The sequence below is a fragment of the Bacillus sp. PDNC022 genome (genome assembly GCF_016919285.1).
GTDB classification, from domain to species: Bacteria; Bacillota; Bacilli; order Bacillales; family Bacillaceae; genus Bacillus; species Bacillus safensis.
In genome coordinates this window covers 1,151,240-1,167,526 of sequence record NZ_CP070345.1, presented here as the reverse complement: position 1 = coordinate 1,167,526, position 16,287 = coordinate 1,151,240, and the positions used below count along the sequence as shown (strand labels likewise).

11 protein-coding genes are annotated in these 16,287 nt (G+C 40.8%); all 11 read left to right on the top strand.

What is annotated here, in order from left to right:
• Positions 1-52 precede the first annotated feature (52 nt).
• The 11 genes from dapG to yfmH all read left to right on the top strand — a co-directional run bounded on the left by dapG (position 53) and on the right by yfmH (position 16,137).
• Positions 53-1,267, top strand: a complete 1,215-nt coding sequence (dapG, locus tag JVX94_RS06110; protein WP_205184936.1) for an aspartate kinase — start codon at positions 53-55, stop codon at positions 1,265-1,267.
• 30 nt (positions 1,268-1,297) lie between these two features.
• Positions 1,298-2,164 (top strand): 4-hydroxy-tetrahydrodipicolinate synthase, encoded by an 867-nt coding sequence (dapA, locus tag JVX94_RS06105; protein WP_024427012.1) that lies wholly within the window; start codon positions 1,298-1,300, stop codon positions 2,162-2,164.
• Between the two features lie 171 nt (positions 2,165-2,335).
• A complete protein-coding gene (rnjB, locus tag JVX94_RS06100; RefSeq protein ID WP_012010007.1) occupies positions 2,336-4,003 on the top strand; it encodes a ribonuclease J2 in 1,668 nt (555 codons plus the stop codon).
• A 324-nt stretch (positions 4,004-4,327) separates the two neighbouring features.
• Entirely contained in the window at positions 4,328-5,056 is a 729-nt protein-coding gene (locus JVX94_RS06095) for a ClpP family protease (RefSeq protein ID WP_024424124.1), read from the top strand.
• On the top strand, positions 5,053-5,289 hold the full coding sequence (locus JVX94_RS06090; RefSeq protein ID WP_008344712.1) for a YlzJ-like family protein: 237 nt from the start codon (positions 5,053-5,055) through the stop codon (positions 5,287-5,289). Before JVX94_RS06095 ends, JVX94_RS06090 begins: the two co-directional genes overlap by 4 nt.
• Before the next feature lie 110 nt (positions 5,290-5,399).
• Positions 5,400-7,772: an FtsK/SpoIIIE family DNA translocase gene (locus JVX94_RS06085; RefSeq protein ID WP_144485259.1), complete on the top strand. Its 2,373-nt coding sequence runs from the start codon at positions 5,400-5,402 to the stop codon at positions 7,770-7,772.
• A 164-nt stretch (positions 7,773-7,936) separates the two neighbouring features.
• Positions 7,937-8,662 (top strand): GntR family transcriptional regulator, encoded by a 726-nt coding sequence (locus tag JVX94_RS06080; RefSeq protein ID WP_095408538.1) that lies wholly within the window; start codon positions 7,937-7,939, stop codon positions 8,660-8,662.
• Between the two features lie 102 nt (positions 8,663-8,764).
• Complete coding sequence (bcbE, locus tag JVX94_RS06075) at positions 8,765-9,994, top strand: bacillibactin exporter BcbE (protein ID WP_240193830.1); 1,230 nt, start codon at positions 8,765-8,767, stop codon at positions 9,992-9,994.
• A 311-nt stretch (positions 9,995-10,305) separates the two neighbouring features.
• The gene (locus JVX94_RS06070; protein WP_205184930.1) at positions 10,306-13,422 is read left to right on the top strand and encodes an MMPL family transporter; all 3,117 of its coding nucleotides are present in this window, start codon (positions 10,306-10,308) and stop codon (positions 13,420-13,422) included.
• Positions 13,423-13,567: 145 nt separating this feature from the next.
• Positions 13,568-14,848 (top strand): EF-P 5-aminopentanol modification-associated protein YfmF, encoded by a 1,281-nt coding sequence (gene yfmF / locus JVX94_RS06065; RefSeq protein WP_144485263.1) that lies wholly within the window; start codon positions 13,568-13,570, stop codon positions 14,846-14,848.
• Positions 14,845-16,137, top strand: coding sequence for an EF-P 5-aminopentanol modification-associated protein YfmH (gene yfmH, locus JVX94_RS06060; RefSeq protein WP_111290998.1), 1,293 nt, complete (start codon positions 14,845-14,847; stop codon positions 16,135-16,137). The genes yfmF and yfmH overlap by 4 nt, the downstream gene beginning before the upstream one ends.
• Positions 16,138-16,287 lie beyond the last annotated feature (150 nt).

The following is a 16,287-nucleotide window of genomic DNA, read 5'->3' as shown; positions in this document are numbered from 1 at the left end:
ATCTTTCGCCTGCTCTCTTCTGTTACGTCAGAATGAACTTGGAGTGAAAACAGTGAAAATAATTGTCCAAAAATTTGGCGGTACATCTGTCAAAGATGATCAAGGTAGAAAAAGGGCACTTGCACATATCTTATCTGCAAAAGAGAAAGGCTATAAGTCGGTTGTCGTCGTTTCTGCAATGGGACGAAAAGGTGATCCCTATGCGACAGATACGCTGCTCGGTCTGCTTTACGGCAGCGCGCAGAACATGACAAATCGAGAAAAAGACTTGCTTGTTTCCTGCGGAGAGAATATATCAGCTGTTGTGTTTTCAAGTATGCTGAATGAAAACGGGCTAAAGGCTGTAGCGATGACTGGAGCTCAGGCGGGCTTTGTGACAGATAAGGAGCATACAAGTGCGAAAATTATTGACATGAAGTGCGAACGTCTGGAGGCAGCACTGTCTGAACATGATGTTGTCGTTGTCGCTGGGTTTCAGGGAGCTGCGAAAAATGGAGACGTGACAACAATCGGACGAGGTGGCAGTGATACGTCCGCAGCTGCTTTAGGCGCTGCATTGCAGGCAGACTTTATTGATATTTTTACAGATGTAGAAGGCGTTATGACAGCAGATCCCCGTATTGTTGAAAATGCAAAACCGCTTAGAGTCGTGACATATACGGAAATTTGCAACCTCGCATATCAAGGGGCAAAAGTCATTCACCCGAGAGCTGTCGAAATTGCGATGCAGGCAAAAGTACCAATGAGGGTGCGTTCAACATACTCTGATGATAAGGGCACACTCGTTACATCACACTACTCAGATAAAATGAGCCATGATGTGTACGACCGCCTCATTACGGGTATTGCACATGTCAATGATGTGACGCAAATCAAAGTTCCTGCAAAAGAAGGTCAGTACAGTGTACAAACAGAGGTCTTCAAAGCAATGGCAAACGCACAAATCAGTGTCGACTTCTTCAACATCACACCGAGTGAAATTGTGTATACAGTGACAGGTGCAATGACTGAAAAGGCAACGTCGATCCTAAAAGATCTTGGCTATACGCCAATTGTGACAACAAATTGTGCGAAAGTATCAGCTGTTGGCGCAGGCATTATGGGTGTACCAGGTGTCACATCTAAAATTGTATCGGCTCTATCCGAGCAAAACATTCCGATTTTACAATCAGCTGACAGTCATACGACCATTTGGGTGTTAGTGAACGAAGAAAACATGAGAGCGGCTGTCAATGCCCTGCATGAAGTGTTTGAACTTTCAAGATAAATGTGATTGAATCATGATGAGGTGAAAAAAATGAATTTCGGAAATATCGCAACAGCTATGATTACACCTTTTGATAAAAAGGGCAACATCGATTTCCAAAAGCTATCAATTCTCATTGATTACTTGTTAAAAAACGGCAGTGACTCTTTAGTCGTTGCAGGGACAACAGGCGAATCGCCAACTTTATCGAATGAAGAAAAAGTTGCTCTTTTTCAGCAATCGGTCAAATTAGCAAATGGTCGTTGTAAAATCATTGCAGGAACAGGCAGTAATAATACAAATGCGTCTATCAAACTAACGAAAAAAGCAGAAGAAGCGGGCGTTGATGCAGTGATGCTTGTCGTACCTTATTACAACAAGCCATCACAGGAAGGCATGTATGCACACTTTAAAGCAATTGCCGAGTCTACATCTCTTCCTGTCATGCTTTACAATGTACCAGGAAGAACGGCTGCGTCATTAGCACCAGAAACAACAATTAAGCTTGCACAAATACCAAACATTGTTGCCATCAAAGAAGCAAGCGGCGATCTTGATGCCATGACAAAAATCATTGCAGAGACGCCAGAAGATTTCGACGTATATTCAGGGGACGACAGCTTAACACTTCCGGCTGTATCTGTTGGTGCAAAAGGAGTTGTCTCTGTTGCGTCTCATATCGTAGGACTGGATATGCAGCAAATGCTGAAAAGCTATGCTTCAGGCCAAACAGCTAATGCAGCATTGATCCATCAAAAGCTGCTTCCAATCATGAAACAGCTTTTCTCAGCGCCAAATCCAACGCCTGTCAAAACAGCCCTTCAGCTGAAAGGACTAGACGTCGGATCTGTTCGTCTTCCGCTTTTGCCTTTGTCAGAAGAAGAGAGACTGGATTTAAGCAGCGTTTTAAACAGCTGATCAAAACAAAAGATTTCGTAAGCGGTCATTCTCAGATGTCCCTGAGTATGACCGTTTTTTATACATAAACACTTTCTTAAAATGTGACTTCATCTTGTTTTCTAAAATTAGATTCAGTTATAATAGCATTAAGCGATGATGGACGGGCTTGAGACTAGGAGGATAAGAATTTTGAAAAAGAAAAATACAGAGAACGTAAGAATTATTGCACTCGGAGGCGTTGGAGAAATCGGGAAAAACCTATATGTCATTGAGATTGATTCGGACATATACGTGGTAGATGCAGGCTTAATGCATCCAGAAAACGAAATGCTAGGCATTGACGTCGTCATTCCTGATATCTCTTATTTAACAGAACGTGCTGATCGGGTGAAAGCAATTTTTCTTACCCACGGACATGATGAAGCAATCGGAGGCGTATTCCATTGCTTGAGCAAATTGTCTGTACCAGTCTACGGAACGAAGCTGACCCTTGCGTTACTTCGAGAAAAATTAAAGCAGTATGGCTTCAATCAAAAAGCTGATTTGCGTGAGGTACATGCGAAATCAGTCATTACTTTTGAAACAACAAAAGTATCATTCTTTAGAACGAATCACAGCATCCCTGATTCAGTTGGGATCAGCTTCAAAACCTCTCTTGGTTCAATCGTATGCACAGGTGATTTTAAATTTGATCAAACCCCAGCGCTTAACCAAGCCTGTGACATCGGAGAGATTGCGAAAATTGGAAACAACGGCGTTTTAGCACTGCTTTCAGACAGTGCAAATGCTGAAAAACCAGGCTATACACCTTCTGAGGCGCTCGTCCAAGACGAAATCTCAAATGCGATGTACAATGCTGAAAATCGTGTGATTGTTGCTGTGTCTTCATCTAATATTAACCGCGTGCAGCAGATCATTAATGCAACAAATCAAAATGGCCGTAAGCTTGCTGTTGCAGGGAAGAATATGATGACAACCCTTCAGCTGGCGATCAAGCTAGGTTATGTTACAGCAGACGAAGAATTATTTGTACCCGTTCAAGAAGTGAAGAAAATGGCGAAAAACGATGTGGTCATCCTGACCGCTGGAAGCCACGGAGAGCCTCTTGCTGCTTTAACAAAAATGGCGAAGCAAAATCACAAACAGCTTCATATTGAAAAAGATGACACGGTTGTGATTGCATCTACACCTCTTCCTGGACAAGAACTCACATACTCTAAAACAGTGGATTTCCTTACAAGAAGCGGAGCACAAGTCATTTTTGCGCAAAAACGAGTACATGTATCTGGACATGGCTGCCAAGAAGAGTTAAAGCTGATGCTGAACTTACTAAAACCGAAGTATTTAATTCCGGTGAATGGCGAATATCGTATGCAAAAAGCCCATTCTCGTATTGCTGAAGAAGTAGGCATGAAACGCAGTGACATTTTCTTGATTGATAAAGGAGATGTTGTTGAGTTTAGAGGGCAGAACGTCAAAATCGGTGAAAAAGTTCATCAAGGAAACATTTTGATCGATGGACTTGGCGTTGGTGATATCGGAAACATTGTGTTACGCGATAGACGCCTATTGTCTCAAGATGGCATCTTGATTGTTGTCATCACGCTTGATAAACAAAAGAAACAATTAATTTCTGGACCTGAAATCATCACAAGAGGATTTGTCTATGTAAGAGAATCCGAAGAGCTGATTGTGAAAGCAACAGAAATGGTCAAAGGGATTGTCAAAGAGCAAACGGAAAACTCAATTGTTGAATGGTCAACACTGAAACAATCCATGCGCGATGTACTAAATCAATTCCTATATGAAAAAACAAAACGTAAGCCGATGATCATTCCAATTATTATGGAAGTGTGATGAGAAAAGCCCAAAGAGTATAAGCTCTTTGGGCTTTAGATTGTTGACAAAGTGCTAAAATGAACTTTATTTTAGCACTTTGTCTTCTTTTTAGCGTGATAGAAAACCTTTGCAGTCTAGAAAGGACGAGCACCGGAGCGGAGCGAATTTGACATTCGTGAGCACCGAAGCGCAGGACTGACAACGAATGCGAGGGTTTGTCTACACGCTAAGCCCAAGGAGCATAAGCTCTTTGGGCTTTTTTGATGTGGCGTGAGGAATGCGGATGGAATATGGCCTACTTGTTCATAATAGGAGAAGAGTTTGAGGAAAGGATGGAGACAAATGGACGAAAAAAATGAACAGCAGCCTGAGCGAAAGCCAGAAGAAAAAGATAGCATTATGAGCAAAATACAGCAGCTTGGTGAAACAGCCGTCCCACAGCTGCCGCAAGATACAAATATCCATTGCCTCACCATTATTGGACAAATTGAAGGCCACATGCAGCTTCCACCGCAAAATAAAACAACCAAATACGAACATGTCATTCCACAAATCGTAGCAGTTGAACAAAACCCGAAAATAGAGGGCCTTTTGATCATCTTAAATACAGTAGGAGGAGATGTTGAAGCGGGACTTGCGATTGCAGAAATGCTTGCTTCTTTATCGAAGCCAACTGTCTCGATTGTGCTTGGCGGCGGCCACTCCATAGGTGTCCCGATTGCTGTATCGTGTGACTATTCGTATATTGCAGAAACAGCCACAATGACGATTCATCCTGTGCGGTTAACAGGTCTTGTGATTGGTGTTCCGCAAACCTTTGAATACTTAGACAAAATGCAGGAAAGAGTCATTAACTTTGTCACAAGCCACTCCAACATTACAGAAGAGAAGTTTAAAGAGCTCATGTTCTCAAAAGGCAATTTGACAAGAGACATCGGAACAAATGTCGTTGGTCATGAGGCAGCGGAATACGGACTCATGAATGAAGTGGGCGGCGTAGGACAAGCGATTAAAAAGTTGAATGAACTTATCGGAGACAGGGCATCTCAAAACGAGGGGCTGATCCAATGATTTTATATACGCCTATGCCATATGAAGCCATTTATGCTGAAGAACAGGGAGAACGTAAACTCCAGCAAGTAAACATTCAAGGTGTGCCTGTGATGGTTGAAATGAAAGAAGATGAAGCAGAAATCGTTCAAGTCATGAGCACCAACCCAATGGATTTTCTCAATCAAGAGCTTGCACCAGGCAAGCGATTGAAGTTACATTTAGGCACCAATCAAACCGACTCATATGAATGATTCTATGCTATAATAAAGGGAAAACTTACAACAAGATGCAGCCAAAACCAGGCTGCTTTCTTTCTGATCTTTCGGTAGGTTATATTTTCTTTCGTAGTAAGGTGATGAGTATGGCTAAAAAAAGAAAACGGAAAACGAGAAAAAAACAAAATAAACAGCTAAAACTGAAATATGAACTAAATGGGTTAGTCTGTATTGCCATCGCGATCATTGCCATTTTACAGCTAGGCGTTGTTGGACAGACCTTTGTACATCTATTCCGATTCTTTGCAGGTGAATGGTTCATTCTCTGCCTTATCGGATTATTTCTTTTTGGTGTGACGATTTTCTGGAAAAAACAAATCCCAGATATTTTGACAAGAAGAAAAGCAGGTCTCTACTGCATCATTGCGAGTATCTTGCTTTTGTCACATGTGAAGCTCTTTCAGCATCTTTCATCTGCTGGTGTCATTGGCTCTCAAAGTGTGATTAGAAATACATTTGAGCTCTTCTTGATGGATATGAAAGGTGAAACAGGGTCGCCTGATTTAGGGGGCGGCATGATCGGCGCCGTCTTGTTTGCTGCTTCTTATTTCTTATTTGCACAAGCAGGCTCGCAAATTATGGCGGTTGTTCTCATGCTGATTGGAATCGTCCTGATTACAAACCGATCCCTTCAGGAAATGGTGAAAAAAGTGACGATTCCTGTATCACAATTTATGGTGAAGCAGTGGAAAGCGTTTGTTGAAGATATGAAAGGAATCAGGCAGGCGAAAAAGACCGCGTCCTCTCAAAAAACAAGTGAAAAGAAAAAACGTTCACGCATTCAAGAAGAAGACGAGGATGATCTGATCGTGATCGAAGAGGAAACGCCGTCTTCTGATAATAGCCAGCCAATTATTTCAAGCTTTGCAGACAGGGATGACATTCTCACACCGCCGGTTCAAAAAAAGCAGGCGGCAAAAGAAACAGATCCTCTTCAAGAGTCTGCGCAAAGTGCAGCAGTTCAATCAGAAACAGCCGATGAACCAAAAGAGGCGCCGCCGATGACGTTTACTGAACTTGAAAACAAAGATTACGAATTGCCGTCACTTGATATTTTGGCAGAGCCCCAGCATTCAGGTCAGCAAACAGATAAGAAAAATATATATGAAAATGCAAGAAAGCTTGAAAAAACATTTCAAAGCTTTGGTGTTAAAGCAAAAGTCACCCAGGTTCATTTAGGTCCAGCTGTGACCAAATATGAAGTATATCCAGATGTCGGTGTGAAGGTCAGCAAGATCGTCAATCTAAGTGATGATTTAGCCCTTGCACTCGCGGCAAAGGACATTCGAATTGAGGCGCCGATTCCTGGTAAATCAGCCATTGGGATTGAAGTTCCGAATGCAGAAATTGCCATGGTTTCATTAAAAGAGGTATTAGAATCGAAGCAAAATGACCGTCCAAATGCTAAGCTCCTCATTGGACTAGGCCGCAATATTTCGGGTGAAGCTGTGCTTGCTGAAATGAACAAAATGCCGCATTTGCTTGTAGCAGGTTCGACTGGAAGCGGAAAAAGTGTGTGTATTAATGGTATTATCACAAGCATTCTCATGAGAGCGAAGCCCCATGAAGTGAAAATGATGATGATTGATCCAAAGATGGTTGAACTAAATGTATATAACGGCATTCCACATCTTTTGGCTCCTGTCGTAACAGATCCTAAGAAAGCCTCGCAGGCACTTAAAAAAGTAGTCAGCGAAATGGAACGCCGCTATGAATTGTTTTCTCATACGGGGACAAGAAATATTGAAGGCTACAATGATTACATTAAACGAATGAATCAAACAGAAGAAGCTAAACAGCCAGAACTGCCTTATATTGTTGTCATTGTAGATGAGCTGGCAGATTTAATGATGGTCGCTTCCTCTGATGTGGAAGATTCTATTACAAGACTTTCTCAAATGGCTCGTGCTGCGGGCATTCATTTGATTATCGCTACACAAAGACCTTCTGTCGATGTCATTACAGGTGTCATTAAAGCCAACATCCCGTCCCGCATTGCCTTTAGCGTATCCTCACAAACAGATTCAAGGACGATCCTTGATATGGGGGGCGCAGAAAAGCTTCTGGGCAGAGGGGACATGCTGTTTTTACCTGTTGGTGCAAACAAGCCGGTTCGTGTGCAAGGCGCCTTTTTATCAGATGAAGAAGTGGAACATGTTGTTGATCATGTGATCACACAGCAAAAAGCACAATACCAAGAGGAAATGATTCCAAGCGAAGAAACGCAGGATCAGCTTGCGGCTGTGGAAGATGATCTATATGATGAAGCAGTTGAATTGATCATCGGTATGCAGACGGCTTCTGTTTCTATGCTGCAAAGAAGATTCCGCATCGGTTATACCCGGGCAGCACGTCTCATTGACGCAATGGAAGAACGAGGCGTTGTAGGACCATATGAAGGTAGTAAACCGAGAGAGGTTCTCCTCTCAAAAGAACAATATGACGAGCTCTCTTCATAAGTTGAAGAGAGCTTTCCTGAAAAATAGTAAACGATAGTATGATTATGTTAACTGGATGTCAGACTATTTATTTATTTGCAAAAACATGATATAGTTATGTTCAACTTATCTCGGAATAGAGATTTCTCATCTTATCATTTGCATTGATTAGACGGAGGGAAAACATGTCGACCAAAACAGACAATCGCCATTTATATTTGAAAGTGATTGACCGTATTAAAGAAGATATTCAAACAGGTGTATATGCCGAAAAAGAAAAGCTGCCTTCGGAGTTTGAGCTCTCAAAGCTTTTAGGTGTGAGCAGAGCGACACTGCGTGAAGCCCTTCGTATACTAGAAGAAGAGAAGTATTTAATTAGAAGGCATGGTGTGGGGACTTTCGTCAATTCAAGACCACTTTTTTCGACAGGCATAGAACAGCTGACAAGTGTCACGAAAATGATTGAGCAGGTCAATATGACGCCTGGTACCATCTTTTTATCCTCGCAAGAAGGGGAGCCAACAGAGAATGATATCATTCGTTTTCAATGTGATGAATCTGATGGGATTTTTTCAATGGAACGCGTTCGAACGGCAGATGGACAGCCAGTTGTTTATTGTTTAGATAAAATTCCAGTCAAACATCTTCCCGCTTCTTTTACACATGAAGAAGAGTCTCTTTTTGAGCTGTTTGGAAGAGAACCGCACAACGGAATTAAATATGCAGTTGCTGACATTGAACCAATTGGCTACCACGATCAAATCTCACCGATTCTAGATTGTGACCCTGAAACGGCGTTATTATTACTGAAACAAATGCACTATGATCAAGATGATCAGCCGGTCTTATACTCCCTCAATTATTTTCGAGCGGATAAATTCAGCTTTCATGTCATACGCAAACGATTTTAATAAGCAGTCGCTTCCATAGGCGGCTGCTTTTTGTTTGCCCATACATAATACTCGTCAAACTTGCCACACTAATACGTAACAGTATATAGAATTGGGTGAATGATGTTGGGCGAGAAAACAGTCAGTAAAAAGAATATCATTGCATTATCATCAGTGCCTCTAATCATGACACTAGGGAACTCGATGTTAATACCAGTATTGCCAGAGATAGAAAAGAAACTCTCGATCACTTCCTTTCAAGTCTCTCTCATTATTACGGTATATTCGGTTGTAGCAATCTTATGTATTCCAATTGCTGGTTACTTATCAGACCGGATTGGGCGAAAAAAGGTACTGCTGCCGTGTCTTTTAATCGCTGGACTTGGAGGGGCTGTGGCGGCAGTCGCCTCAACGATCATGAAAGAACCGTATATGTGGATTCTGTTTGGCAGGGTCCTTCAAGGTGTTGGTTCAGCTGGAGCGGCACCTGTCGTTATGCCATTCATAGGAGATTTGTTTCATGATGATGAAGAGGTAAGTGCAGGACTTGGCGCCATTGAAACCTCTAACACAGCAGGAAAGGTACTAAGCCCAATTATTGGGGCACTTCTTGCTTCATGGTTTTGGTTTATGCCGTTTTGGTTCATTCCGTTCTTTTCGATCATCAGCTTTCTCATGGTACTGTTCATGGTAGAGTCGGCGAAAAAAGAGGAGGACCTGCCTACATTTAAAGAATTTTTAAAATCAACAAAGACCATTTTTAAGCATGAGGGACGCTGGCTTTATGCCATTTTTGCTATTGGCGGTTTTATTATGTTTCTTCTTTTTGGTGTGCTTTTTTACTTATCCGATAACCTAGAGGCGGCTTATCAAATAAAGGGCGTCAAAAAAGGGCTCCTGCTGAGTATTCCGCTCCTTTTTCTATCAATCAGTTCCTACATAGCTGGAAAAACGATTGGAAAAGAAAAAGGAAAAATGAGAATCTTTTTAATCGTAGGGATGGCTTTGTTATCACTTTCTTATATTTTTTTATGGTGGAATCACAGCTTTTACTTATTGTTTATCTGTTTAAGCATTGGCGGAGTTGGCATCGGTATTGTGCTGCCTGCACTTGATGCGCTGATTACAGAAGGAATTGAAAAAGAGCAGTGCGGTACCATTACGTCATTTTATAGCAGTATGCGATTTATCGGTGTTGCTTTAGGACCTCCGATTTTTGCTTATCTTATGGATAAAGGGGACTCCATTGTTTTCATTCTCTCGACCATTTGCAGTCTCATTTCACTATTTATGGTCCTCTTTTTCATCCAGCCAGATGAAGAGGATGAGAGTGAACAATTGAAAACGGTTTAAATATAGAAAAAAGATGGTATTTTGCCATCTTTTTTCTTTTTTATAAATTGACATGTAAAATTTTGATAGTTAAACTAATGTATAGTAATATCTTTTAAATTATCCCAAATCGGAGGTGTTCAAAAACATTCATTTTCTGTCTTTCTTTAGGCAGAAATTGAGCTCGCGTGCTGATGATGGAGATGTGTTTCTTCAACACGTAAGGACAATTGAATAGGTCATCCTGCCATTTGAAGGAGACGCAGTCAGCACTTCAGACACGCTCAAATACAGCAAATTGATTGATGAACTAGAAGGAGCTTGAAGCAGCTATGTTGCAAATAATTAAAGCAAGATGGATTGTATTATTGGTGTGGATGATAACAGCTGTGATTCTGTTTATTACTGCGCCCGATTTAGAGGAATTAACAAGAGAAAAAGGGCAATTAAAGGTTCCGGAGGGGACACCAACAGCTGAGGCACTTCAACTATTGGATAAGCTGTCAGATAAGAACGGGAAAAAAGATACAGGTGTGCTTGTATTCTCCGAACAACATCTGTTCCCTGCGAAAGAGCAGGAATTAAAAAAGGCTTTAGCTGCACTTACGACACATGCCCCAGAACTCCACATTGACGGAATTACTTCGTATTTTCATGTAGATCCGGACATTCAAAAACAACTTTTATCAAAGGATAAAAGTACACTTCTTGTTCCATTCAAATTCGACCACTACGAAACAAAAGCTGTGAAGATTAAAGAACAAATTGAGGAAGTTTTAAAGCCCTATCATGTCTCATATGAAATAACGGGTCAAAAATTTGTGGATTCAGATGTCATTCAAAGCTCTCAACAAGGTCTGAAGAAAACTGAACTTATTACGATGATTTTTATTTTCTTTATTTTAATAATTGTTTTCAGATCGATATTGGCACCTGTTGTTCCGCTCATTACGATAGGCATTTCTTACGCTGTCAGCCGGTGTATTGTGGCTTTTCTCGTAGAATATACACAATTTCCTCTATCTAATTTTACTCAGATTTTTATGGTAGCCATTATGTTCGGTATCGGAACGGATTATTGCATCCTGCTGTTAAGCCGTTTTAAAGAGGAGATCGGTCAAGGCCGTGATGTCAAAGAGTCGATTATCATCACGTATCAATGTGCAGGGAAAACGGTATTTTTCAGCGGCTTAGCCGTGTTAGTCGGTTTCTCAAGTATTGGATTTGCTAAATTCCAATTGTATCAATCAGCCGTTAGTGTTGCCGTTGGAGTAGGCATTCTGCTGATAGCCCTTGTCACCATCGTTCCCTTTTTTATGTCTGTTTTCGGAAAATCTCTATTCTGGCCATCTAAAAGAGAAAACATTCAGCACCCGCAAAGTAAAATGTGGGAATGGGCTGGGCGTTTTTCATTTAAAAGGCCGCTGATCAGCTTAGGGTTAGTCGCTCTTATTACGGTACCTCCTATTCTGATGTACGACGGCACCCTATCTTATAACAGTTTAAATGAAATTGGGAATAAGTATGAGTCGGTGTCTGCATTTAATACGATATCAGAGCAATTTGGCTTTGGTGAAGCGCTGCCGCTGAATGTGCTTGTCGAAAATGATAATAAGCTAGATAATCAAGAAAAGATTGTCATGATTGAAAAACTGACTCGTAAATTAAATGACATTGACGAAGTCAAAACAGTCCGCAGTGTCACGCGTCCTGTTGGGGACGGGCTGAGCCAGCTTTATGTCACCTCTCAAGCGAAAGAGCTGGGAGGAGAACTTGGCAAAGGCCATGAAGGAATCGGGAAAATTTCAGATGGTTTGACCGAAACAAATCTCGCCCTCCTCAAACAAAAACCAAAAATTGAAGAATCCGCTCAAGGCATTGACCAGCTGATTGATGGAACAAAAGCAATCAAAAGCGGTATCGGAGAAGTCAGGGAATCTCTTATCTCTTTAGAAGATGGGGTGAGGCGCAGTAAAGATGGCGTCGGCACCATTCGAAGTAAAATCAAAGAAGCGAAAAAAGAATTAGAGCAAGAATATCGCAGCAGCGAAACGATGATTCAAGAGCTTGAGCGAGTGGTGAATACACTGGAACGCCATGCGAAATCGAATCAGCAGCTGATGACAACCATTAAGAAAGTAAAGGCATCCTATGAAAATCTATCATTTGAAGCATTAGAAAATCGTCTTCCAGAAGTAAAAGACATGGATGAATATAAAGAAATCAAGAAAGTATTCAAAGAAACAAAAGGAATGCTTGATCAAGCAGGGGATCAAATGAGTGTATATGAAAAGGAAGCCGCTCACTTTAAGCAAAAGATCAAGCAGGCAGATCAAGTGATTCAAACCTTATCAAGCAAGCAAAAAGAACTAAAACGCCAAGTGCAAGCGCTCATGGATGGGCTTGATCAAATTTATGACGGTCTTGAACAAACAAATGAGGGCCAAAAACAATTGATTAAAGAAATGCCTAAAATTGAAGATGGTGCAGATCAGCTGACAGACGGTCAAAAATCCATCAAAAAAGGATTTAGCCAGCTTTCATCAAAACTTACTTTATTAACAGATGGATTAGATGAAAGTATTGAAGGGCTTGAGCAGGTCAAAAGCGGCTTCACCGAGGCTGACGGCTACTTAAAGCAGCTTCAGCAAGCGCCAGATGAAGAAGTAACGGGCTGGTTTATTCCAGAAGAAGTACTGAAACGCCAAGAATTTAAGCAAATTTTTCATACGTATATGTCTCCAGATCGTAAATTAACGACTTTTGAAGTCATCTTAAATGTGAATCCATACAGCAATGAAGCGATGAAAGGTGTCGCGAAAATTGAGGAAACCCTTGATCAATATTTACCTGTAAGTGGACTCAAAAATGCCAAATACGGTGTATCTGGTATCTCAAGTTTAAATGTGGATTTAAAAGAAACGTCTGACGGTGACTTTATTCGAACAGTCATCTTCATGTTAATTGGTATTTTTATTATTTTAATTATTTTATTACGGTCAATCGTTATGCCGATATACTTAACACTTTCACTGATATTAACGTATTTTACATCGATCGGGTTAACAGAATGGATCTTTAAAACATTTTTTGGCTACGATGGTGTCAGCTGGGCTGTCCCATTTTTCAGCTTTGTTATACTTGTGACGCTCGGGATCGATTATTCAATCTTCCTCATGGATCGTTTTAATGAATGGAAGGGAGAGCATGTACAAGCATCCATGATATCAGCGATGAGAAATATGGGGTCTGTCATTATTTCTGCAGTGGCTATTTTAGCGGGTACGTTCGCCGCTATGCTGCCATCGGGAGTATTATCACTTGTTGAAATTGCAACGGTCGTACTCATTGGACTTTTATTGTATGCTTTTGTTGTATTGCCGCTCTTTATTCCGGTCATGGTTCGGATTTTTGGTAAATGGAATTGGTGGCCGTTTAGAATGAAATAACGACTGGCGTCTCTGCTATGAGCAGAGGCGTTTTTATTTCCTATCCTTTCCTCTGATTGATATAATGTCTATTAAATGGCTGTTTCACGTATATATCAGCTATGTTCTAATACATAATAAATAGGATGAACAAAGGAGGTTTCTCATGACGTACTTACAAGAGAAGACACTGGACACACCTGGTCTTCATACTCATATTGTCAAAACAGAAAAATTTAAAACCGTGACAATCCTTTTTAAAATGCTTGCACCGCTATCCAAAGATGACGTCACCATGCGTTCTCTTTTCCCGCATGTGCTGTTAAGAGGAACAGAAAAAATGCCGAAAACAGGTGCATTGCGTGCCTATTTTGATGAGCTCTATGGAGCAACCGTTTCTGCCGACATGGCGAAAAAAGGTGAGAATCACATCATTACCTTCCGCCTAGAAATGGCGAATGAAAAATATTTAAAGGATCAAACCCCTTTACTAGAAAAAGGGATTGCCTTACTATCTGACCTACTATTCCACCCGTATGTTGAAGATGGGGTGTTTAGTCAATTATATGTAGATCAAGAAAAACGCACTTTAAAACAGCGAATTCAGGCAGTTTATGATGACAAAATGCGTTATTCGAATTTAAGACTCGTGCAGGAAATGTGTAAAGGTGAACCATATGCATTGCATGTCAATGGTGAAATGGAAGACATCGACGCAATCACACCTCACTCACTCTTTGAAGCTTATGAGCATGCGCTGCAATCAAACCAGCTTGATCTTTATGTTGTCGGAGATGTTGACGAACAAGACATCAGCCGAATGGTCTCCCAATACTTTAAAACAAGTGAAAGAGAACCAGTCCAACAGCAGGCTGAATCAACAAGACCTCAAAATGAACCAAAAGAAGTCATTGATGAAGAGGACGTGAAACAAGGCAAGCTGAATATCGGATTTCGCACACATACAACCATTGCAGATAAAGATTATCCGGCGCTGCATTTGTTTAATGGCATATTCGGCGGTTTCTCGCATTCTAAGCTATTCATCAATGTTCGTGAAAAAGCAAGTCTTGCGTACTACGCTGTGTCTAGACTTGAGAGCTTTAAAGGCTTGATGATGGTCATGTCAGGAATTGAAGTAGGCAACTACCAGCAGGCAGTAGACATCATCAAAGAACAATTTGAAGCAATGCAAAAAGGTGATTTTTCAGATGAAGCAATTGATCAAACAAAAGCAGTCGTCAAAAACCAGCTGCTTGAAACGATCGATACATCTTATGGGACAGCAGAATATTTGTATCAGCATGCCGTTGTGCCAACTGGGGAAACCCTTGATTCCTTTTTAGAAGCATTAGACCGTGTGACAAAAGAGGATATCATCAAAGTGGGTCAGAAAATCGAATGGGATACGACCTATTTTCTTAAAGGAACGGAGGGTGCTTCATGACAGTGAAAACAATTCAATTCGATCAGCTGCAAGAAACGGTCTATCACGAAAAAATGGAAAGCGGACTTGACGTCTATGTGCTGCCAAAGCAAGGGTTTAACAAAACATATGCGACCTTTACAACAAAATATGGCTCTGTCGATAATGAATTTGTGCCGCTTGGCAAAGAAGACATGATTCGAGTGCCTGACGGTATTGCGCATTTCTTAGAGCATAAACTGTTTGAAAAAGAAGATGGAGACGTGTTTCATACATTTAGTAAACAAGGAGCATCCGCAAACGCTTTTACAACGTTTACGAGAACGGCTTATTTATTCTCAAGTACCTCAAATGTCGAACAAAATCTTGAGACACTCATTGATTTTGTTCAGGAGCCTTATTTTACTGAAAAAACAGTCGAAAAAGAAAAGGGCATCATTGGCCAAGAGATTAACATGTATGATGACAATCCGGACTGGCGTTTATTCTTTGGTCTGATTGAAAATTTATATCAAGAGCATCCTGTGAGAATTGATATTGCTGGAACAGTAGAGAGCATTGCCCCTATTACAAAAGATCATTTATATGAATGCTATGAAACGTTCTATCATCCGAGCAATATGCTTCTATTCGTCGTCGGTCCAGTTGATCCGAAGCAGATTTTAGATCAAGTCAGAGCGAATCAGGCGAAAAAGCCATTTACAGACCAGCCAGAGATTAAACGAAAAGACATCAATGAGCCTGAAGGTGTGTACCGGAAAGAATACGAACTTCCAATGAACGTACAAGGCTCTAAATGTATGTTCGGTTTGAAAACAAAGAACCCGCATAAAAAAGGAAATCAGCTGCTAAAGCATGAGCTCGGGATGAATCTCATTTTAGAGACGCTGTTTGGCAAAAGCTCCTTACAATATGAACAGATGTATGAAAAGGGCTTAATTGATGAAACATTCAGCTACGATTATACCGAAGAAGGCGGCTTTGGCTTCACTTCAGTTGGCGGGGATACTAATGATCCTGATCAACTAGCAAAAGTATTAAAAGAAACCCTTCTTCAAGCAAAAAGCCTCATGACAGAAGAGAAAATTGAGCTTGCACGCAAGAAAAAAATCGGCAGCTTTTTAAAAGCCATGAATTCTCCAGAATACATTGCGAACCAATTTACTCGATATGCATTCTTAGATATGAGCTTATTTGATGTCGTCACAGTACTGGAACAAATCCAATTAGACGATATTCAGCAAATTTTAGATGAAGAAATTGATGAAGAACGGATGTCCGTTTTCAAAGTCGTCCCGAAAACAAAATAAAATAAAAAAAGACAAACTCAACGTATAAGAGTTTGTCTTTTTTGTGTCCAACGGAAGAAAGCGCTTTATATGTGAGGATATTGATTGACAATTGTTTTGGTAATTAGTTAAACTCTTTAATAGTTAAACAATCAAACTAAAGGAGAAGCA

Bases quoted from the DNA above. Each gene is read 5' to 3' on its own strand.
- dapA (WP_024427012.1), top strand. From the start codon at position 1,298: ATGAATTTCGGAAATATCGCAACAGCTATGATTACACCTTTTGATAAA.
- JVX94_RS06095 (WP_024424124.1), top strand. From the start codon at position 4,328: ATGGACGAAAAAAATGAACAGCAGCCTGAGCGAAAGCCAGAAGAAAAA.
- JVX94_RS06090 (WP_008344712.1), top strand. From the start codon at position 5,053: ATGATTTTATATACGCCTATGCCATATGAAGCCATTTATGCTGAAGAA.
- JVX94_RS06085 (WP_144485259.1), top strand. From the start codon at position 5,400: ATGGCTAAAAAAAGAAAACGGAAAACGAGAAAAAAACAAAATAAACAG.
- JVX94_RS06080 (WP_095408538.1), top strand. From the start codon at position 7,937: ATGTCGACCAAAACAGACAATCGCCATTTATATTTGAAAGTGATTGAC.
- bcbE (WP_240193830.1), top strand. From the start codon at position 8,765: ATGTTGGGCGAGAAAACAGTCAGTAAAAAGAATATCATTGCATTATCA.
- JVX94_RS06070 (WP_205184930.1), top strand. From the start codon at position 10,306: ATGTTGCAAATAATTAAAGCAAGATGGATTGTATTATTGGTGTGGATG.
- yfmF (WP_144485263.1), top strand. From the start codon at position 13,568: ATGACGTACTTACAAGAGAAGACACTGGACACACCTGGTCTTCATACT.
- yfmH (WP_111290998.1), top strand. From the start codon at position 14,845: ATGACAGTGAAAACAATTCAATTCGATCAGCTGCAAGAAACGGTCTAT.